The organism is Stenotrophomonas sp. UBA7606 (genome assembly GCF_002477705.1).
Classification (GTDB): Bacteria; Pseudomonadota; Gammaproteobacteria; order Xanthomonadales; family Xanthomonadaceae; genus Stenotrophomonas.
Genome location: NZ_DLJW01000133.1, coordinates 104,861 through 126,353, shown reverse-complemented (window position 1 = coordinate 126,353; position 21,493 = coordinate 104,861). Strand labels below are relative to the sequence as shown.

The 21,493-nt window shown below is 62.1% G+C and carries 14 protein-coding genes; 9 read left to right on the top strand and 5 right to left on the bottom strand.

All coding sequences use genetic code 11. From position 1 onward, the window contains the following. Window positions 1-262 precede the first annotated feature (262 nt). From B2527_RS19105 to B2527_RS19080, 6 genes are all read left to right on the top strand, one after another. Window positions 263-1,258 (top strand): ligase-associated DNA damage response exonuclease, encoded by a 996-nt coding sequence (locus B2527_RS19105; RefSeq protein WP_293717273.1) that lies wholly within the window; start codon window positions 263-265, stop codon window positions 1,256-1,258. Then, window positions 1,258-2,862 (top strand): ATP-dependent DNA ligase, encoded by a 1,605-nt coding sequence (locus tag B2527_RS19100; protein WP_293717272.1) that lies wholly within the window; start codon window positions 1,258-1,260, stop codon window positions 2,860-2,862. Before B2527_RS19105 ends, B2527_RS19100 begins: the two co-directional genes overlap by 1 nt. Next, window positions 2,859-5,351, top strand: coding sequence for a ligase-associated DNA damage response DEXH box helicase (locus tag B2527_RS19095; RefSeq protein ID WP_293717271.1), 2,493 nt, complete (start codon window positions 2,859-2,861; stop codon window positions 5,349-5,351). Before B2527_RS19100 ends, B2527_RS19095 begins: the two co-directional genes overlap by 4 nt. Beyond that, entirely contained in the window at window positions 5,344-5,985 is a 642-nt protein-coding gene (pdeM, locus tag B2527_RS19090; RefSeq protein WP_293717270.1) for a ligase-associated DNA damage response endonuclease PdeM, read from the top strand. Before B2527_RS19095 ends, pdeM begins: the two co-directional genes overlap by 8 nt. A 148-nt stretch (window positions 5,986-6,133) precedes the next feature. Next, window positions 6,134-6,382, top strand: a complete 249-nt coding sequence (locus B2527_RS19085; RefSeq protein ID WP_293717269.1) for a hypothetical protein — start codon at window positions 6,134-6,136, stop codon at window positions 6,380-6,382. A gap of 499 nt (window positions 6,383-6,881) precedes the next feature. Continuing rightward, complete coding sequence (locus B2527_RS19080) at window positions 6,882-7,163, top strand: DUF3247 family protein (RefSeq protein WP_293717268.1); 282 nt, start codon at window positions 6,882-6,884, stop codon at window positions 7,161-7,163. Between the two features lie 45 nt (window positions 7,164-7,208). Here B2527_RS19080 and B2527_RS19075 read toward each other — a convergent pair whose 3' ends face one another. From B2527_RS19075 to B2527_RS19065, 3 genes are all read right to left on the bottom strand, one after another. After that, the gene (locus B2527_RS19075) at window positions 7,209-7,430 is read right to left on the bottom strand and encodes a hypothetical protein (protein ID WP_293717267.1); all 222 of its coding nucleotides are present in this window, start codon (window positions 7,428-7,430) and stop codon (window positions 7,209-7,211) included. A gap of 13 nt (window positions 7,431-7,443) precedes the next feature. Beyond that, window positions 7,444-8,055: a DNA-3-methyladenine glycosylase gene (locus tag B2527_RS19070; RefSeq protein ID WP_293717266.1), complete on the bottom strand. Its 612-nt coding sequence runs from the start codon at window positions 8,053-8,055 to the stop codon at window positions 7,444-7,446. 90 nt (window positions 8,056-8,145) lie between these two features. Further along, window positions 8,146-10,797, bottom strand: a complete 2,652-nt coding sequence (locus B2527_RS19065; RefSeq protein WP_293717265.1) for a bifunctional diguanylate cyclase/phosphodiesterase — start codon at window positions 10,795-10,797, stop codon at window positions 8,146-8,148. A 321-nt stretch (window positions 10,798-11,118) separates the two neighbouring features. Here B2527_RS19065 and cls point away from each other — a divergent pair, with 321 nt between their 5' ends. Next, window positions 11,119-12,384 carry a cardiolipin synthase gene (cls, locus tag B2527_RS19060; RefSeq protein WP_293717264.1) on the top strand — a complete coding sequence of 422 codons (1,266 nt, stop codon included), beginning with the start codon at window positions 11,119-11,121 and terminating at the stop codon, window positions 12,382-12,384. Between the two features lie 126 nt (window positions 12,385-12,510). On the opposite strand, the gene B2527_RS19055 is transcribed toward cls, so the two are convergent. After that, window positions 12,511-14,946, bottom strand: a complete 2,436-nt coding sequence (locus B2527_RS19055) for an aminotransferase class V-fold PLP-dependent enzyme (protein WP_293717263.1) — start codon at window positions 14,944-14,946, stop codon at window positions 12,511-12,513. A gap of 678 nt (window positions 14,947-15,624) precedes the next feature. On the opposite strand from B2527_RS19055, the gene B2527_RS19050 reads away from it, so the two are divergent. Both B2527_RS19050 and B2527_RS19045 read left to right on the top strand, forming a co-directional pair. Further along, window positions 15,625-15,960, top strand: coding sequence for a hypothetical protein (locus tag B2527_RS19050; protein ID WP_293717262.1), 336 nt, complete (start codon window positions 15,625-15,627; stop codon window positions 15,958-15,960). A 339-nt stretch (window positions 15,961-16,299) separates the two neighbouring features. Next, window positions 16,300-16,962: a hypothetical protein gene (locus B2527_RS19045; RefSeq protein ID WP_293717261.1), complete on the top strand. Its 663-nt coding sequence runs from the start codon at window positions 16,300-16,302 to the stop codon at window positions 16,960-16,962. A gap of 595 nt (window positions 16,963-17,557) precedes the next feature. Here the strand turns inward: B2527_RS19045 and B2527_RS19040 are convergent. Then, a complete protein-coding gene (locus tag B2527_RS19040; RefSeq protein WP_293717260.1) occupies window positions 17,558-21,421 on the bottom strand; it encodes an SIR2 family NAD-dependent protein deacylase in 3,864 nt (1,287 codons plus the stop codon). Window positions 21,422-21,493: the final 72 nt, after the last annotated feature.

Below are 21,493 nucleotides of genomic sequence, written 5' to 3'. Positions count from 1 at the left end.
CGCTCCACCAGCGCCGGCCAGCCCATCTGGCCGCATGTGAGCGCACTCGGCGGGCTGTTCCCGGCGCCATCAAGCCGCGCAGATGGGGCTAGCGCAGCGATGCGCGGCTCCGCATCTTTGTTGCCGGGTGACTGTGGAAGTTGAGGCTGTTGCTCCGGCCCGTCGCCTCGGGCGCGGCCGCAGCGCGCTGTGCTGGCATCCAACGCGGTCTACACGGCAGCCATGGCAAGGTCGGGGCAGGTATTGCGCTGGAAGACGGCACATGCAAGGTGATCTGGTCGAACTGCGACCCGAGGGCATGTATTGCCCTGCCGGGGATTTCTATATCGATCCGGGCAGCCCGGTGCCGTGTGCGGTCATCACCCACGGCCACGGCGATCATGCGCGGCCAGGGATGGGCTGCTACCACCTGGCCCAACCCTGCCTGCCGGTGTTGCAGTGGCGGCTTGGTGCACAGCGCTATGTCTGCCACGCCTACGGTACGCCGTTCAGGCTGGGGAAGGCCTTGGTGTCACTGCACCCGGCGGGACACGTGCTGGGCTCGGCACAGGTGCGCATCGAGGTGGACGGCGAGGTATGGGTGGCCTCCGGTGACTACAAGCGCCAGCCCGATCCGACCTGCGCGCCGTTCGAGCCTGTACGTTGCGATACCTTCATCACCGAATGCACGTTTGGCTTGCCCATCTACCGCTGGCCGGACACGCCGTCGGTGGTGGCCGACATCGCGGCGTGGCGGCAAGAATGCGGTGCGCGCGGCGAAGCCGCCATTCTCTACTGCTATGCCTTGGGCAAGGCGCAGCGCGTGCTCGCCGAACTGCTGGCCTTGGGTGACACGGCCCCGGTGTGGCTGCATGGCGCCGTGGACAGCGGCGTGCAGGTCTATCGGGAGGCTGGCATCGCCATGAAGGAAACCCGGCGGGTCGCGGAGGAGGAGCGCGGCGCCGATTTCAGCGGCCGCCTGGTCATCGCGCCGCCGTCGGCGGCGGGCAGCAGCTGGCTGCGGCGGTTCCGGCGTGCCCAGCATGGCTTTGCGTCCGGATGGATGCAGTTGCGTGGCAACCGGCGCCGTGGCAACTACGACCGTGGCTTCGTGCTGTCCGATCATGCCGATTGGCCGGCGCTGCTGCAGACCGTGCAACAGACAGGGGCGCGCCGGGTAGTCGCCACCCATGGCAACACCGACGCGCTGGTGCGCATGCTCAACGAAAGCGGCGTCAAGGCGACCACCTTTGCGCTGGCAAGGGGCGAGGAAGACTGATGCGTGCCTTTGCCGCCCTATACCAGCGCCTGGATCGCAGTACATCTTCCTTGCAGAAGCGCGCGGCGTTGGTGGCGTACTTCCGTGTGGCCCCTGCCGAAGACGCGGCCTGGGCACTGTGGCTGCTCACCGGGGGCAAAGTCGGCGGTGCCAAGGCGCGCATTGCCAGCAGCAGTGAGCTGCGCCAGTGGATAGGCGAGGAGAGCGGGCTACCCGGGTGGCTGGTGGACGCCAGCTATGACCAGGTGGGTGACCTGGCCGAAACGCTCGCTCTGCTGCTGGACGAAACCACGGACCCGGCCCCGGATATCGGGCTGGCCGAATGGATACGGGAGCATTTGCTGCCGGTGGCCAACGCCGCGCCGGAGCTGCGCCGGGCTGTTGTCACCCGGGGCTGGCGACAACTGCCGATGCGTGAGCGCTTCGTCTTCAACAAGCTGCTCACGGGCGCATTGCGCGTAGGTGTCTCGCAGGGCTTGGTACAACAGGCCCTGGCCGAACTGTCAGGGCTGGATGTGCCACTGCTGGCGCAGCGCCTGCTGGGCTTCAGCGCACCCAGCGCCGAGGCGCTGCAGGCGGTCCTGGCAGAGGCTGGGCAGGCAGGCGACACGCGCTTGCCGTATCCCTTCTTCCTGGCATCGGCCTTGGAGGTGGAGCCAGGTGCCCTGGGAGCAATCGATGACTGGTTGCTGGAGTGGAAGTGGGATGGCATACGCGTACAGTTGATCCGGCGCGGCAACGACATCGTGCTGTGGTCGCGCGGGGAAGAACGCATGGATGGGCGTTTCCCCGAGATTGAAGCCGAGCTGGCGCGGCTTGCGCATGATGCGGTGATCGACGGCGAGTTGCTGGCATGGCAGCAGGACGCTCCCCAACCGTTGCCGTTCACCGTGCTGCAGACCCGCATCCAGCGTCGCAAGCCCGGCCCCAAAGTGATGATGCAGGTGCCGGCAAGGGTGATGGCTTACGATCTGCTGGAGCTCGACGGGCAGGACCTTCGTGAGCAGCCACTGCAACAGCGCCGTGCATCGCTGGCCGCGCTGCTGGCCGCGCATGATTCGCCTGTGCTGCAACTGTCGCCAGCGCTGGCGTTGCCGGACTGGGACACAGCGGCGGGGCTGCGCAACGAAGCGCGGCAGCGTGGCGTGGAAGGCTTCATGCTCAAACGTCGGCAGTCGCCCTACCGGCACGGGCGCAAGCGCGGTGATTGGTGGAAATGGAAAGTTGATCCGCTGACCGTGGATGCCGTGCTGCTGTACGCCCAGAGCGGACATGGCCGCCGCAGCACCCTGTATACCGACTATACGTTCGGTGTCTGGGACGGGGACACCCTGGTGCCCATCGCCAAGGCTTACTCGGGCCTGGACGACAAGGAGATCGTCGAGCTCGACCGTTGGATCCGCGCACATAGCACCGAGCGCTACGGTCCTGTGCGGGCAGTGCAGCCGCTGCAGGTATTCGAGTTGGGCTTCGAGGCGGTCAATCTGTCCAAACGACACAAGTCGGGCGTGGCGTTGCGTTTTCCGCGGATAGTGCGTTGGCGTCACGACAAGCCCGCCGGCGACGCCGACCGCTTGGAAAGCCTGCGCAAGGTCGCGCAATGATCAATGTCCGTGAAGTGGGCAACATCCGCTTCGAGCAGCCGCTGACCCAATGGTTCGCACTACGCGGCTGGAAGCCCGCAGCGTTCCAGCGCGAGGTCTGGCGCCGCTACAGACAAGGTCAATCGGGGCTGCTGGTGACACCCACCGGCAGTGGCAAAACCCTGGCAATGCTGGGCGGCCCGTTGCTGCAAGCCGTGGCCGAGGTCGAGGCCGCAGCCGGCGCTGCGGCTCCGGGCAAGGGGCGGCGCCGGCCAGCCGCGCAGGTTCGCATCCTGTGGGTCACCCCGCTGCGGGCCTTGGCCAGCGATACCGTCCGTGCGCTGCGCGAACCCATCGACGGGTTGGGCTTGCCGTGGACGGTGGCCATGCGTACCGGCGACGCCAGCGCCCGCGACAAGCGCCTGGCACGGCAGGGCAGGGCCGAGGTACTGGTCACCACACCCGAGTCGCTGGCATTGCTGTTGAGCTACCCCGACACCCAGGCGCAGTTGACCGCGCTGCAGGCCATCGTCGTCGATGAGTGGCACGCGCTGCTGGACAACAAACGTGGCGTGCTGCTGCAACTGGGCCTGGCTCGGCTGCGCGGATGGCGGCCCAGCGTCCGCATCTGGGGTTTGTCTGCCACCGTGGGCAATCTTGAGCAGGCGCGGCAGGTACTGCTTCCGCATCTCCCCGACGCCGCAATGGTACGCAGTGCGGCACCGCGCAGCCTGCGCGTGAAAACGCTCCTGCCGCCGCAGGGTGTGCGTTTCCCCTGGGCCGGGCATCTGGGGCTGTCCCAGATGCAGGCATTGGTGGAACAGATTGGCAGGGCGCGTACCACCTTGGTGTTCACCAACACCCGTGCCCAGGCCGAGCTGTGGTACGAAGCGTTGCATGCCGTCTGGCTGGAACAGGCCGATGCGCTCGCATTGCATCACGGTTCGTTGGATCCAGGCCTGCGGCGCGAGGTTGAAGCGGGTTTGCGGGACGGCCGCATCCGTTGCGTCGTGGCTACTTCCAGCCTGGACCTTGGCGTTGATTTTCCCACCGTGGACCAGGTCATCCAGTTGGGCAGCCCCAAGGGCATGGCCCGGCTGCTGCAACGTGCCGGGCGCGCGCGGCACCGCCCGGGCCAGGCAGGAGAGATTGTGTGCGTGCCCACGCACGCGCTTGAGCTGGCCGAATATGCAGCGGTGCGGCAGGCGTTGCGCAGTGGCATGGTGGAGGCCCGGCAGCCCCTGCAGCTGTCGCTGGATGTGCTGGCCCAGCATTGCGTCAGTGTGGCGCTGGCCGGTGGTTTCGATCCGGATCAGCTGCTACGCGAGGTGCGTACCACACACGCCTTCGCCCGGTTGGAGGACAGCCATTGGATGCAGGTGCTGCAGTTCATCACCCAGGGCGGTAAAGCCCTGCAGCACTATCCCGAGTTCTGTCGTGTCACCCGCGATGCGGAAGGACGCTATACGGTCAGCGACCGGCGCGTGGCCTTTCGCCACCGGTTGTCGATCGGCACCATCACCAGTGACGGTGCACTGCTGGTACGGGTGGCCCGCGGCGGTGCATTGGGCAGCGTGGAGGAGGGCTTCCTGGCGCGCCTGCGGCCGGGGGATGTCTTCCAGTTTGCAGGGCGTGCGCTGCGGTTGCTGCGGCTGCAGGACATGACGGCCTATGTGCGGCCTGCCAAGCAGGGCAGTGGTGTCGTGCCCCGCTGGCAGGGGGGACGATTGCCGATGTCCACCCATCTTGCCGCGCAGGTGGCTGATGTGCTGGCCGACCCGCCCGCAACGCCCGAGCTGCGGGCACTGCGACCGTTGCTGGCGCTGCAGGCAGCGTTGTCCGCCGTGCCCGGGCACGGCCAATTGCTGGCCGAAAGCGTACGGACGCGGGATGGCTGGCATCTGTTCCTGTATCCCTTTGCCGGGCGTGCCGTGCACGAGGGTTTGGCCGCGGTGGCTGCGCTGCGCTGGAGCCGGCGCGTGGCCACAACGTTTTCGTTTTCGGTGAACGACTATGGACTTGCCCTTACCGCAGCCGGCCCGCTTCAGCTGGACGAACAGCTGGTGGCGGATCTGTTGTCAGCTGATGCCTTGCTGCCGGACCTGTTGGCCGCGGTGAACATGGGGGAACTGGCACGCCGGCAGTTCCGCGAGATTGCCAGAGTGGCCGGCTTGCTGCCCCCTTCGCTTCCGGGGCGCGCGTTGCGCAGCCTGCGGCAGCTGCAAGCATCCAGCAGCCTGCTGTATGACGTGCTGCGGCAATACGATCCGGACCACATGCTGCTGCGTCAGGCCGAACGCGAAGTGCTGGAGCAGCAGTTGGATGTCCCCCGGCTGCAGCGCGTTGTGGCCGGATGCAATCGCCGCCAACTGCTGTTGGCAAGGCCCGCAACCTTGACCCCGCTCTCGTTCCCGCTCTGGGCCGAGTCCAGGCGTGGGACCCTGAGCAGCGAAGACTGGAAGCAGCGGGTGCAACGGATGGCGCAGCAGTTGGAGCGGCGTCATGGCTGAGCGCCTGGAGATCGCACTGGCAGGCGAGCCTGTCGTGCTGTTGGCTGACAGGGCGTTGTACTGGCCGGCACGGCGCAGATTGATCGTCGCCGATCTGCACCTGGGCAAGGGCGAGGTGCTGCGCAGGGCCGGCATACCTGTGCCCAGCGGCGGTACCCGGGCTGATCTGCAACGTCTGGCGAGGCTGCTGGCCATGACGTCGGCGACGTCACTGTGGATCCTGGGCGATTTCCTGCATGGCGCACGCTCCCGCACCAGCGACCAGGCCTGGGAGGGGTTTCGCGCTGCGCACCGGCTGGTGGCGATGGCTGTGGTGCCAGGCAACCACGACCGGGCATTGGATGCGGACGCAGCCGGATTGGAGCGGATCGCCGACGGTGAACGCGAGGGTCCCTTTGTGTTCCGCCACGCACCCGCGGCGGTTGTGAGCGGTCCGCCAGGTCACCAGATCTGCGGGCATCTGCACCCGGTGCTGAAGTTGCCGGGCATGGTGGCAACCCCGTTGTTCTGGATGCGGGAAGGCAGCACCGTCCTGCCGGCGTTCTCGCTGTTTACCGGCGGTTTTCGCCTGGACCTGCAACGCGCACGTGGCAGCGTTGCATGCGATGGGGTGGAGCTGCTCAAGCTCGGCTGACCGCACCATCAAGCGCGCTGAAACCGCGCGGGCGATCACAAAAGCAGTGCTGATTCACCGAATTTTTCCGCGTCTTCACGTGACCACTCCTATATACATTCGGCCGGATGATGGGGGGCAACTTTCAGGAGGCTAGGCTGTGAAAAGCATGAAACTCTATCTGGAAGGACCGGGCCGGGAGCGGCGGGTGGTCAAGGTCATTTCGACAGAGCAAAGAAGCTTGCGGACCGTGTTGGATGTCCCGGGTCGGCGCGCGTCAGGCCCGGGAATGGAGCGCATGGTCGAGGTGAATACCTTGATGGATGAAAAGGGAAACCTTGCACAGCAGATTGATTGCGAAGGTTTCAGATACAGGTTCAAAGGATCACAGTTACCCTGGTCATTGATCGTCGGTTGAGTGTAGCGGGCCCCTGGCGGGGCCCGCTTTGCTTCGGGTGCAAGTCGAGTGGTTCGGAAGGAATTCCGTTGGATTGGAACTCCGCAAATCCTGCCGGCATCCTTTCTGATCCGCCGCCTTTGCTGGCACGAAAGGCGATACCGGATCACTGGCCGGGAAGGTTTCCTCAAGCGCTTCATCCTGGTTCGCACTTTCATGCGCCTTGCGCTGTTGGCGCTGGGTGCCTGTTTCCGGAGGGTTGCGCTCTCGCGGTGCTTCGGGGGGATCCTTGCGATCTCTGATCACGTTGGCTGCTCCTGTGTCTGTGATTGCCTGCAGGGGATGTGCGGGCTGCAGGCGTTGATGAAACTGCGCCACTTATCGCTAGCCGGGTGTGGAGACCGGGCCTACCCGTGTGAAGGACATGCCGCCAACTGCGTCGTGTTTTTTAACCGGCGGTTAGCACGGGCAGGTTCAGCATGCCCGCGTGTTCCACAGGTTCAAGCGAGAGGTTGTGCAGATGGCCAGGACCGCACCGCGGATTCATACCGCCCAGGCGGAAATTGAACGGCTCAAGGCGTTGCAACAGGGTTTGGATGCGGAGCTGATCGTCGAGCTGCGGATGAAAGACGGACGTGTGCTGAAGGGCACGGTGACCGAGCGGCCGACGGTGCAGCAGTTCCGCGGCCCGGATGAACAGGAGGGCACGAATGGACAGGTGCCCGTTGATGTGCCGGGTGAAGGCGTGCAGTTGCTATGGCTGGATGAGATTGAAGGCTTCACCCGCTTGGGCAGTAACTGACTCAACGGACAGCGTGATTGCCGCATTGCTGCGGTCCGCGTGCGCTCAGCTGTCCTTACCGGCCCGGTAGTGCGCTCCACTGGCCTGCAAGCCGGCCAGCGCGAAGCGGTGCAGGTGGGCGACCAGCGGCTGCTGCGACCCTTGCATGATGGGGCGTAGCGGGCCGGGCAGATCACGGCCGACCACGATCAACATCATGCACGGCGCAGCGATGCTCAGCAGGCAGCGCAGCAGCGCCGGATCATTGACGGGTGTCCAGGGCCTCATTGCCCCGTCAGGGTTACTTCTTGGCAGCCCCACGTGATACGCAAGGATTGCCTGGCACGGACCAGCGCCAGGGAAAGTCCATCGCCTTGGATATCCCGACCCGCGGGCCGACCAAGGGCGTCGAGGGCGGGGCTGTTGCATCGGATGCGATGAGGATGCCAGCGTCGCCACGCACCAGGTCCGCGCCGTCGAAGGAGCGGTTGATTCCAAAGGCCTGCGACAGCTTGCCTGGTCCACTGGCCAGGTCGGCGGGGCGCTTGGCCGCGGGCCGTGCCGCGTACATCAGGTCGAGATGGTGCAGGGGCTCGGCCGCCCGCAGCAGCACGCCAACTCCTTCACCCACCTCCCCGCAAACGGCATTGCTACCCCAATGCATGCCGTAGGTGAAGTAGACATACAGATGGCCAGGCGGGCCGAACATCGTGGCGTTGCGCGCGGTCTTGCCACGGTAGGAGTGCGCTGCCGGATCTTCGCTGCCGGCATAGGCTTCGACTTCGACGATGCGGGCGCAGCGACCATCCGCCCGTACCAGCAGCTTGTTGAGAAGCTCGGGGGCAACCAGGGCAGGGTGACGGCGATAGAACGCACGCGGCAATACTTCAAACCCTGCAATCGATACATCCACGGTGATCCACCTTGTGCCTGCCAGCTGCCTACACCTTACGCCATGGCGCTGCCTGCGGCGCATGGCTACGCAAGCGTGCATGCCGGCGCCTTAGCGCTGGAACAACACCCGTTCCGGCCGGTGCAAGCCAAAACCCTGGCCATAATCCACCCCGAGTGAGCGGGCGGCGTCGCACAGGTGGGCATTGCTCACGCCCTCGGCGATGACCTTCAAACCCCTTTGGTGGCCGATCTGGGCAATTGCGCTGATGATGGTATGACTGATGGGGTCGTCGTCCAGGTCGCGGATAAAGCTGCGATCGATCTTGATCATGTCCAATGGCAGGTTTTTCAGGTAGCCGAACGAGGACATGCCAGCGCCAAAATCGTCCAGCGCGATACTGCAACCTGCCTGGCGCAAGCGCTCGACCACGGCGACCACCTTCAGCAGGTTGCGTACCGCTACCGTCTCCGTGATCTCGAAGCACAACGCCTGCGCCGGCACCCCATGCAGGTCGATACAGGCAAGAATGAAGTCGGCCAGGCCTTCATCTTCGATGCTGGCCCCGGACAGATTGATGGCACAGCTGCCCAGGCTGGCCACCGTGGGGTGCAGACGGGTGAAGTTGGACAGCGCGGTGCGTATCACCCAGCGATCAATTGCCGGCATCAGCCCATAGCGCTCGGCCGCGGGCAGGAAAGCACCCGGCAATACGATGTCACCGTCCTCGTCGCGCAGCCGTAGCAGCAGTTCGATGTTGGTACTGCTGTCGTGGCCATCCAGCGAGATGATCTGCTGGTAGTCCAGCAGCAGGCGGTCCTGCTCCATGGCCCAGCGCAGGCGGTTGGCCCATTCCATTTCGCCCTGGCGCTGGCTGGTTTCATCATCCTCGCGATAGACGTGGATGCGGTTGCGGCCGTTCTCCTTGGCCAGGTAGCAGGCCGTGTCGGCCCACGCCAGCAGATCCTTCAAGGTGGGCACCTGTTGATCGATCAGCACCATGCCGATGCTGCAGGTGACTTTGTAGCTGCGGCCCTGCCAGGAGAACATCAGTGCCTCGATGCAACGGCGCAAGCGCTCGCCGAGTTCCAGCGCACCGTCGGCGTCTGCATGGAAGGTCAGCAGCCCGAACTCGTCACCGCCCAGGCGCGCCAGCACATCTCCACCGCGCAGCTGCTGCTGCATGGTCAGCGCAAGCTGTTCAAGCAACTGGTCACCGGCCATATGCCCGGATACGTCGTTGATCAGTTTGAACTGGTCCAGGTCGATGTACAGCATGGCGCAGGAGCCGCAGGTGCGGGCGGTCCCATGTTCGCGCAATGCGTCCTCCACCCGGCGCTCGAACTCCCGTCGGTTGTACAGGCCGGTGAGCGCGTCGTGGGCGGCCTGGTAGCTCAGCCGGTCAGTCAGTTCGCGCTGCTCGGATATATCGGTGGCCACCATCAATAGATGCGGGACCCCATCCATATCCACCTCGGCGACGGAGGCATTGGCCCAGAAGCTGCTGCCATCCAGTGCCAGCAGCTCGGCCTCCAGGTGGTTCCAGCCGGTGTGGTTGTCGCTGGCATCGCGGATGCTGGCCTGCAGCCTCTGGTCGGCGAAAAGTGCCGACAACTGCAGGCCGGTGGCATCGCCCAGCCGCAGGCGGGCGGCCTGGTTGGCGTAGACGATATGCCAATCGCGGACATCTGCCAGCAGCACCAGCGCAGGCAGCAGTTCGTTGAGCGTGCGGAACCGGCGTTCGCTCTCCCGATAGCGCGCGCTCATCTGCGCGCCCAGCGCCAGTGCTTTGCGGCGGGTGACGGCCAGTGACCAGAGCAGGGCCGACAGAAGCAAGCTGATGATGCCGCCGCCGATGAGGATGGATGGCAGACTTCCCCACTCCATTGGCTGCGGCCGCGGCAGCATTTCCACACGCCACTGGCGGCCACCAAAAACGAGCGTCCGCACGAGGGCGGGGTGGTCGGTGCTCGTGTCGGTGTTCGAGTCGTAAAACGGAGCAGCGCCGGCCGCAGCGTCGCTGATACGTACACGAAAGCCGTCCATTACCGAGGGCGAAAGTGCCGCTTCCACCAGGGGTTGAAGGCGGATGCCCACAGCCAATGCGCCGATCTCGCGCAGTCGGCGCTGCTCAATGGTGGTCGGTGTTGGACCGTTGGAATACACCGGCAGGCGCAGGGTGACGCCGAGCGGGCTCTGTCCGGGCTGAGCGTTCTGGCGTAATACGAAAGGCGCGGACATCACCACCGAATCGCTGTCACGGGCACTCCGCAAAGCGGCCAGGTTGGCCTTCTGGGTGACCATGTCAAAACCCAGCAGGGATGTATTGGCCTGATAAGGCGACACCATCGCATAGCGATAGGCCAGCGTTGGGCTTGCTGAACCGCCGATTGCATGGCGGCTTGCAAATGCAAGCGAGGTATACGGGCCCGGCTCACGCGTGCTGAGAAGGCGCTCGTAGTATTGCTCAAACTGCGCCTGGTCCATGTCGTCGTTGGCCAGGAACAGTGTCTGCATGGCCCGCAATATGGAGGCTGCCCGCTCCAGCGGCATGTGCAGCTGCGATACGCCGGCATCGGCCAGATTGCGCTCGGCCTCCTTGCCGCGCTGATGCAGGTCCCCCCACTCGCGCACGCCCAGCAGCACGGTGCAGGCAAGCCCGAACAATAAACCGCAGAGCGCCCAGATGAGCGGGGAGACGCCGCGACCTGGTGGCGACAAGGGAAGTACAGGTTCGGATTGGAGCTGGTTGGTGTTCTTCACGACCCTGGCTTGCTCCTGCGTTGTGTTGGGCTGCTGGCCCGGCTCCTCGATAAGGTGCGACGACCGCTAAGTCATCGCAGACCCATGAACGGTAGTGAATCGATCCCCCACGTTCCGTGATGCAGCTCCCGTGACCCACATCAGGGAGGAATATCGGCGTTCCCCGCTTCATCTTTATAGCGCTGCATTGACCAAGCCCGCGGGCTGGGAAAGCAGTGGCTGCTGGCTGCTTTCACATTGCAACGACCACCATGGTCGTTAGCTTCCTACTCCGCCCCTTGCGGGAACACCCCCATGTCCTCCGGCTGGAGTCGCAAGCGAATGGCCTGGACGATCCTGGCGAGCATCATTGTCACCTTGCTGGTGGCGGTGGTGGCAATGAACTTCAAAACCTCGGAAAAAAAGCTCGAACGTAAGATCGAGCATCTCTACGCGACCGACAGCCCCCAGTTCCGCCGGGAAATGGGCGTGCTGCTTGGGCCGGGGCTGGTGCCGGGCAACAAAGTAACCGATCTGGAGAACGGCGACGAGATATTCCCGGCGATGCTGGACGCAATCCGGTCGGCGCGGTCCACCATCACCTTCGAAACCTATATCTACTGGTCCGGCACGATCGGTCAGGCGTTCGCCGATGCCTTGGCCGAGCGCGCCCGGGCCGGGGTGAAGGTGAAGGTGATGGTGGACTGGATGGGCAGCCTGAAGATGGAGAACAGCCTGCTGCAACAGATCCAGGACGCCGGCGTGGAGGTGCATCAGTATCGGCCACTGAAGTGGTACAACCTTGGCCGGCTGAACAACCGAACGCACCGCAAGCTGCTGGTGGTGGACGGCAAGCTGGGTTTCACCGGGGGTGTCGGCGTTGCCGACCAATGGAGTGGCCATGCCCAGGACGGAGAGCATTGGCGCGACCTGCACTTCAGGATCGAAGGCCCGGTGGTGGCGCAGATACAGGCGGCTTTCAACGACAACTGGATCAAGACGGTGGGGGTTGTCCTCAATGGGCCGGAGTACTTTCCGGCCGTTGCACCGGCAGGGGAGATGGACGCCCATATGTTCGTTGCTTCGCCATCGGGCGGCAGCGAGAGCATGCATTTGATGTACCTGATGGCTATCGCGGCAGCGGAGCACAGCATCGATCTGCAGGCCGCATACTTCGTGCCTGATGACCTGATCATCAAGGCATTGATCACCGCGCGCCAGCGCGGGGTGCGCGTGCGCATCACCGTGCCGGGCAAGCACATCGACTCGGAGACCGTACGCTTGGCCTCCAAGGCGCACTGGGGTGAGCTGCTGGCAGCGGGTATCGAGATCTACGAATACCAGCCAACGATGATGCACAACAAACTGTTGATCGTGGACCGGTTGATGACGTCGGTGGGCTCGACCAACTTCGACGTGCGCAGTTTCCGGCTCAATGACGAAGCCAGCCTGAACATCTACGACGCGGCGTTTGCCGCGCGCATGAGCGCGGTGTTCGAAGCGGACCTGAAACCTACAGTGCAATACACCTACGCCATGTGGCAGCGGCGCCCGCTCAGGGAGAAGCTGGTGGAGAAGTTCATCCTGCCGATGAAGTCGCAGCTGTGAGCTGTATGCGACGCGCTCTGCAGCGTAATCAGGTAGCGCCCGCCGGGTCTGCCTTTGCAGCGTCGAAAGCCGCAGCAGGGCTGGGCGCGCTGGGATCGGCTCGATCCTGGTGAAGGCAGCCAGGTGCTAGGACGCGCCCATCGATGATACCGCTTCCTGCAGCCCGGGGCTCTCGATGTCGAGCAGGCACTGCGCGAACAGGTAGAACCGATAGGCATCGGCGAAGTTGGAGCCAAGCCCAAACGAGACACGGACCGCACCACAATCGCCTTTTCCAAGGATCTTCTCGTCGAAGGTGCGGCAGTCAAGAATCCTTTCGCCCTTGTCCAGTTCGCAATGTTCGGCGCCGGCAGTGATGTACGTGGCCTGTTGCACGGCACCAAGGTTGCAGAAGCAGCCGTTGCGGACGCTGATACCACAGGCCTCCGCCGCGCGACGGACCAAGGCATGCGGCATTACCGCACCGTAGCAGTCAAAGAAGTTCAGCATCAGCGTCGCACCCTTGGGCACGCCTGTAGGCGCGTAAACGCGACACAGCAGGGCTTGGCTTCTGCTTGTGTGGCGCAGCCCTGAAAGCCGTGCTTCCAGCCAATGCGCCAAGGTTGCCGAGCGTGATGCAAGCTCATCCACGCCGAGCCGGTCTAGAAAACCAAGCCCGTGGCTGATGGCAGGGAAGGAGGCGTAGTTTGGGGTGCCTATCTCGAAGCGTTGGCCGTCCTCGCGGTACAGCAAGCGATCAGTGGGCGACCAGGGGCCGGAGTAATAGCACACCGCGCCCCCCGCAAAGGAAGGTGGTACAAGCGTGGCAAGTGATGTCCTTCGCGCCAGTAGGCAACCCACGCCGGTGGGGTAGCCAAACATCTTGTAGAACGAGATTGCAACAAAATCCGGCTGATGCGCGGAGAGATCCAACCGGGCCTGTGGGACATATGCGGCCGCATCGCACAGAACCATGGCACCGTTCGCCTGCGCTTGTTCGATCACTGAAAGGTCATGACGTATGCCGGTGGCGTTGGACTGCGCAGGGAAAGCAAACAGATGTGGATGACCCCCGGCCAGTTGTTCCAGCGAGCGCGAAAGCAAGCCGCCGTTGACCTGCAGGCTCTTGTCCAGCGGCACGTACTTGACTGACGCACCTTTGGTTCTGGCGTACTCGCGCAGGCCATGCACGGAGGTGTGATTGTCCTTGGTCAGCAGTACCTGTGACCCTGGCTCGAAAGGGAACGACTCTGCGACCAGACGGATCGCAGCGCTGGCATTGGCGGTGAAGAGGATTTCGTATGCATGTGGATCGCAGTTGAAGAACCGGTAGATAGCTGCGCGTGCCTGCGCATAGGCCGCGGCGGAGCTGGGCGAGCCACTATGCGGATTGCCCAGGATGCTGGCTTTCAGGGCCTGAAGATCCTGCTCAAGCAGGCTTTCCGGGGGCAGGGTACCTCCCACGTGGTCGAGGTAGGTAACCTGCTGCTGGTCGAGGCGGGAGAACTCCTGCCTGCGCAATGCCTGCACCGCCGCCTCTGGAAACTCGCGGTTGGCGCGGAGGAACTCCAGCTTCGCGGCCTGATAAGCCAGCAATTGCGGCGAGGCTGACGTGCTGGCATTGCCGGCATCGAGGTTTTCAACCTCGGCGGTGAGTGCGCGGAATGCCGCGACCGGGGAAAAGTCCGGCGGTGCGCAGGCGACAATAGCCTGTTTGCAGGCAGCATCCACCTGCCCACGCAGCAGCCAGGCGTCCACCTGGTAGTTCCGGTCTGGCACCTGGGTGTTGAAGGCCTCCAGCATCAAATCCAGATAGCGTTCGCGTGTGCGCGTATCGCACTGGTTGAACTCCTCCAGCAGGATGCAGGCATTGAACAGGAACTCCCGCGCGTCCGCATCGTCCAGGAAGAATGTAAGCGGACGCGAAACAGCTACTTCCTCAACCCCCTTGTCGAGACCTTCCAGTGCGAACGGGCGCGTGATGGTAGCGGGGTCGGCCAGGCTGAGCGCCGCATCCATGATGGCCGAAGGTGTACCGAAGTGCTGCAGCGATTGCTTCCACGCCAGGTCAAAAAGCTCGTTGTAGTGAAACACCGTGCCGTAAATCTTCCCGCCGGGGCGCAGCACACGTTTGAACTCGCGCGCTACCCGCGCCTTGTCCGGCGGAAACATCAGCCCGAATCCGCAGACGATGATGTCGAAGCTGTTGTCGGCGAAGGGCAGATCAGCCATGTCCACGTCGTACTGGAAGCGGACATTGCGTTGCAGCTCGTCGCTGAGCACCTGTTTGGCGACATCCACGGCTATTTTTGAAAGATCCGTGGCTACGAGCTGCAGACCAAGTGGCTTGGCCAGATCCTCGTATAGGTGCGCAGTGATCAGGCCGGTACCGCAAGCCACTTCCAGCACGGCGTTTGGTGGTGCGGAAGGATCCATGTCATTGAGGATTTCCTCCACCAGCAGTTGCCCATAGGGCTTGAACAAACGCGGCCCGAGCACCCGTTCGTAAAATTCCATGAACGTACTGAGCGACCATTTCTGATCGGACACCGTCTTACAGTGATGCTGCGCTGCGTCATGCATTGCCGGCTCCCTATGGACAGTACTGCTGGCGGTTGCGCGGTTTATCTCATGAAATTTTCAGATGAAACAGTGACGCGGGCCGCCTGGGTCACAATTCTGTGGCGTGCGCGCAACAGCTGATGCGTACTGTGATGAAGTGCGCTGCGCGTCTCGCGTGTTTAGCAACGGGCCGGGTGGCGTGCGACGGGCCTGATCAGGGCCACTGTTCGGTTGGTCATTTCTTTCCGTCACAGCGGCACGCGTGAAGAACGAGCCCGGTCTTCTGCTTTGAATCCGAGGAACTTCAGCGGCTGCCGGATCGGAGCCGTGAGAATTCGCCATGGCGCCGCCGGGCTGATAGATCAGGGTTCTCGTCACTTCTATCTGCGCGTTCATAGGGTGCTGCACGCTGCAGGCGCGTTGTGGCGTAGCAAATGAACGTGTAATTTCCTTCAGAACCAATCAACGAATGCTGCAGATGCGCGTATTGGGCTGGATGACCCTGGTAGGCGTCGCCGCATGTTCGGTGCCCGACGCAGCGCAGCGCGGTAACGGGGTAGCGACCGCTGCCACGGAGAGGGCAGTTGCCACACACCTGGCTCGACAAGAGGCGCTGCCTGCGTCAGCCCCCCGCCGTTTGCAGGTGCCTGGGAGTCCTGTGACGGCGCGGCTTCACCCGAAACCTGCAGTCGCTATCTTTTGATTCAACACGGCGACCGTATCTGCGGCACCTGGACCTACTTCGCCACGGGTCAGGAAAACGCGAGCACGGTGGTTGCCCGTGCAATTTCCGAAACCAAAGCGCGACGCACCCAGGTATGCGGTCGGCCGGGCTCCGAAACCGATACCCCCTGCGAGGAAGGCTGGCAGCAGATGGACAGGCCCCTTGAGCTCTGCGCCGGCAAGCTCAGCGACATGACGGGCGTTGGTGATGCATGTCTTGCTGACTACGAAGCCGTTCCCGCGGCCGAGGATGAGCTTGCTGCCTTGGAGGCTGCCCCGTGGGTGAAGAGCTGCCTCGCCACTACACCGTAACGCCTGGCAGGCAGTTGGTTCGAGGCGACAGGCTTCGCATTAGTGAGGGTTGCGTAGCTGCTGCTTGCTGCCTGGCGTGACGCAAGGGTGGTGCCGATCTGGTCGAATCAGGGTAGGGCGGCCGGAGAGCCGACAACATCGGTAGTAGGCTGGACGCCGCCAAGAGCCCGCAGCACGGGGTGGATATTGCGCGGCAAGAAGCCTGCCGTGATCCCGCTGCGAAGAACCCCGTTATGATCGCTTCCGTGTCCAGCCAGTGAAGGCGAAGGGGGGGAGCGCGTGCAGTAGCTTGTACTCAAGCTGGCGGGGGGTCTTGGCCACAGGACTGCAGGCGAGGTCGTGGTGGTCCTGTCCTTGTTGTTGTTCTTGCTGCTCAAGGGCCTTTATTCGCTGAACACAGACCGTGCCAAAGCCAGGCAGGAGTTCCTGCAACTCTGGGATCTCGAGCGAGCAAAGCGCGACCCGCTTTGGTGCGAGGTATTGGTTCGGCATTACTGCCGCGCGTTCCTGCCGGCCAATCTTGTGGTCAACGTCGCTTCGAAATCGCAAGCAGCCGATACCTTGTGGACCTTGAGCTATTCGGCGCGGCTTTATCGCCTGGATGATGGCCTTCTGCACTGGAGGAACAAGCGGCATGCGAATCCTCTGTACGTGGCATTTGCGGTGATCTTGGGTTTTGGGCTTTATTTCGTATTGGCGATGTCTTCGCTGACGCTGCTGCTTGCGAGCATCCGAGGCTTTAGCACGACTTCAGGCTATCTGATTGTTCTGATGGCACTCGCGGGATTGTTGCTGGGCGGAGCTGCCATCAAGGCACTGAACCACGGTTTCGACCTCGGTGGGGCGCACCAGAATTTCCTCAAGATCCAGAGAATGCAGCCGTGGCTAGTTCCTCAGCCAATGAAGGATTGGAACGACGTATTCGGGAGCGGGCTCTTCCGCAGCGTTGGGAAGCGCAGTACATCGCGAAGATCGACGTCGCCAAAGCAGCGGAGCAAGTGAGTTTGTTGCGTGACGCGTCACGTAATTTTGGTTTCGCCCGCTATCTGCGCTTCTTTGGCGATGGGGCTTTCGGTGATAAGGGATGTTTATCAGGGGTACGACAGTTCCACCTTCGAATGTATGCTGACTCTCGTTAATACAATCTAGCCTGCTTTTTGGCGGCAAGGCGGACTTCAGGTAGCAAAAATCAGTGAAGGGGCACCTCATGATTGGGCGCGCATCAAAGATGTCTTAACCTGCAAACTCCAGTCTTGATGAAGTCTGCGCCAAGCGCGTCAAGGTCGATCATCACTGTAGTGGCGCTCAATGCGGACGCTCGCGTAGAGAATGGTTCACCTAACTTGTTCAGATCCGGGAGAAGTGTAGTATCTGAACGGAACGCACGTTGCGCGGAATTGGGGTCGTGCCCTGATGCGCTCGCGTCACACAAGTTGACGGTGAGCGCCCTGTGATCTTTTTAAAGTGCCACCCGCTGATCGCTGCGGTTGCTGAGGTCAAGCCGTAGGGGTAGGGACTCCAAAGCGATAGCAGTGCTGCAGGCGGCACCGCCTACCTACAACACTTCACACCTCGGCGGCTGCGCGCGAAAGCCCACCTAGTTCGTATCGAACCTGAAACGCCCGAGCCGAATTTCCGGTAGCGGATCGTTCTTGGCCTCTTCCAGCCAACCGCGTGCGCCGGGCGCGTCCAACTTGTTGACCTCGACCATGATGTAGGCAAGTCGTACTGCGTAGTACCTAATCTGTGGAATGGCTTCGCGTGGTATTGAGTCATTGCGCGCAACGCGCGCGTAGCTCAGGGCTCCTTGGAGCTCAGTGAGGGCAATGTCGATCAGGTTCAGCGTGCGCCTGTTGGCGTAACGGCGCCATGCATGCTTGGGCAGAGATGAAAGTAGATTTAGCGTTTGGTGTAGCGAAATGACACGTTGCATGAGGATGCCTGCCACCAGCGCATCAAAGATCATCTGACCTGCTTCTTTAAGACGACTGTCTTTAAGCGATAGCAGATCATAGCTTGCTTGGAACGCGTTCCCCGAATTTTGCGGAGTTCCAGTTGCGACGCGATGGGCAACGGCCTTCGCATCCTGCAGGAGCTTGATCCCTGATGTAGCGTCAAAGTTGATAAGCCGCGCTGCGATTCGAACATGGGGAATAGGGAAACGCTCCAACTTGAGAGAGATGGCATGCGCGCGCGCCATCAACGACTGGGTGGTCTTTGATGGCTTGCTTGCTTCAAGCGTATCGAGGCAACGGGAGATAATCATGTCCGCGAAACTACACACGTCTTCCAGGGCATAGCGAATCTCGTCGCTCTTGATGTCCTGGAGCAGGTTAGCCTGCTCCGCGTCCAGCCATTCGTCGATTCTCTGGAATGTCTTGGAAATATGGGAAAGAGATGGGGTAGCAAAGATGATGGCCGCATGGATCTGCCCGACCGTGCCTATTGCGCCGTCTAAACTGTAAGAGCGTTCGGAACTCGCGAGGCTGTACCGCCTGCTGCCAGATTCGAAGGGGGCAAGCGGGCGCGTGAGGAGCCGCTCAAGAAACAACGAAACTGGGTTGGGAACCGGTGACGGCCAGTACAGCGTGCCATGAGGGTAATGCCCTGGCATAGCGGGCCAGCCACCATCGGCGATTGCGGTCCAGAGGATAGCTCCCACGTTCTCCCGGTGTTCTGGCGTCAGTAATTTTAAGCGATCCAAAGCAGATAGACGCGCCCACACTCGGGCTACATGCATTGACGCTGGTTCCGTGCGCAGCTTGGCGATCAGTTCCTCGACAATACCCTCCCTCTGGATTTCATGATGCCTGCGAATATCAACTCTGCAGGCGCTGGAAATCGCCCTAACGTCTACCCAGCGCTCGATCTCATGAAGGTCTCTGTTTCCAAAATCGGCTGACGCAGGCACCAGGGGAAGCCGGAACACTTCAATCAATAATGGTGCATGCATGTCATCTGGCAAAGCCTCTATTAGGCGAGTGATAGCCTTGGACGCCAAGCCCCAAAGCTCGCTGTAGGCTTGGAAGGCGGCGCTGCGATGCAGATCGAAAAGGTCCCTGGCCCATGCCAAAATTTTCTCTGTTTTTTGAACGCGAACCGCGAACCGTGCGAATGCCTCAAGAAGGAATTCACCGCGATCTCTTGGATAAAGGCCCGACTGTCCGTCCCGTAGGTCTCTCTTGAGATGGTCCAGCATTGCCTGTGCAAGTTCAGTGGCAGTGCTCTCTTGTAGTGTCGCCATCTCGTACCGGTCCAGCCATCCGGTGAGGTGTTGTCGACCATGGCGATCGCGAGGCTTGAGTGCATTCTTGCGCTGCGCGCGCAACAGTAGCCCCGTTGATCTCTCTGGCGTGTCATGAAATCGAGCCCACCAGGCTGCTTGAAGCATCTCGTCAGAGTAGAACAAGGCGCCACTGGTCCGATGGGGAATACCCACGCGCTCCAGGAGCTCCAGCCAGGCAAAGCTAGCTGAAATCTTCTGTGTCAAGTCGTAGGGCACACCTAATGACTGTTGCGATGTCGATGTTCCTATGTCGAATCCGACAAAGGATCTTTGTGACGGTGCGGGCGGCGCTGCTTCCGCATTGAGTCTGGACAGGAAGTACGTGAGCTCGTCCTCGGCAGAGTAGCCACGCGTCATAAGCACGCTCAGACGCTCATTAAGGTTTTCCTTGTCGATGAAGCTTTCTTTTCCATCCGAGTCGTCCTTAAGGTTGGGATCGTCTCCAGCCCCCCCCCTTCTGGTTCTAAGGAGGAGGCCCGCAGCATCATGCAGGTGGCTGGCCACCAAGCAAGCCCAAGCCTCCTGGGAGATCAACTCTGGATCATTCGGGCGAGAACGCTGCTGGCGTCGGAGAATCTGAATGCCGTGCCCTAGCGTGGCAAGAGCAGTCGTAGTGTCCCCCAGCTCCGCGAGCAGGGCGCCCCGAAGAACGTGCGCGTATGCGTTAGCACTGGTCGGGCGCCAGCTACGGGTCTGGACCAGCGCGGAAGGCAGGTCAGCATGTTGCAATGAGTTCAATATCTGCTCGTAGATCAGGTGATCGAGAACGCGCGCGTCCTCCTTCTGCATGACTTCGAGTGAGCGCTTTATCTCAATGTACTGGGATGTATGGTGAGACTGTCGAGCCCACGTAAGAAGCGCCATGGCCACACGAACGCGGACGCGCTGCGGGCTATTGGCTTCCGACGCCTGAATGGAATCAATCAGTTTAATCATCTCAGCGCCGTGCTGAGGTGCCTCTGCTGGCTGAGCCGCCAGTAGCGCTATTCGACCGACCTCTGCAATGTCATCGATGATCGGCCCCAAGACAACTCGCTGGGTCCAGCAGTAGCAGTCGATGACGAGCAGGATCAGGCTGGGAGGGCAAGTGCTCAGATGAGACAACAGCACACTATTGCACAGAGTCCGTTCGAGCCATTCGGCCGCTTGCCTGAATCGAGACCTTACCTTCCGGGGCGCTACGATCCAACCCGGATAGTCTTCTCTGCATCCGGAAATCTGAGCAACAACCTGCATGAAGACCAAGAATTGAGCCTGTATATCTCCCTCATGGGCGATGTGGGGCAGCTCGGCGCTGAGCTCCCAGTCCAGTGGAGAGTTCTCAAGGGGTTTGGCCAGCTCACTGAAAAGAGCTTTGTATCGAGCCTTGTAGTCGCCTGGTGGCAATTCGCTGGAGGTCGGAAGTACGACGGGCACTACACCTCGCGCCTCGTACAGCTTTCGTTCGCCTAAGGTCGGCTCCTGAGCTAGAAAGAGGTAGACCGGAAGTGCGTGCTTGTCGAGCATGTCGCGCACCCACCCCAGCCAATGCAGGAAGTTGGGATCGTCACCCGAAAACCCGATCAGGCAGAACACGTTCTCCAGCAGTGACTGCCTGACCATGTTGACGAAGGGCGCGAAGCGTTCGGGATAGGTGCGGTACTCCTCTTCGGTAAGTATGAAGGGACGGTGGGAAGGAAAGGAGCCATGCAACTTGACGATTCGACGTCGGCCCAGGAGCTTCGATTGAGGGATGTCCTCGCGCGCGCAGATGGTGAAATAGCCGACCTCGAACATCCGCTCGGCGGTACGCTCCAGCAGCGTGTCGTAGTTAGTGGTGAAAATCTCAGACCAAGGCAGCTCCAGCAGTTGTGTATGCAGCCTCCCCGGGGACACCTGATCGTCCGGAACGCATCGTTTGATGAGCATTTCCAGATGGGCCGGTGAGAATACTTTTGCGTACTGCTCCGCAAGCTGTGCAACATTTCCAGGACTGAAGTCGCTGGGCTGCCGGCCGGGCTCCAGGTCCGCGGCCAAGGCCTCGCCGAGCTGCCGCCATGTTGCGAGGTTCTCGCCACCTTCTGCGTTCTTGCTAAACCCAGCGCCTACCATCACTGCTGCGCTCCTGTTTGCCAACGCTTTGCGAATGGCCAGAAGATGGATGTCTGCATCGACTAATGCGGGCGGTTTCAACATGAGAGGGGCCTGTTTTGAAGTGATGATATGTGTCAACGACGGCCTATGTTCAGCACCGGGCCGCTTATGTGC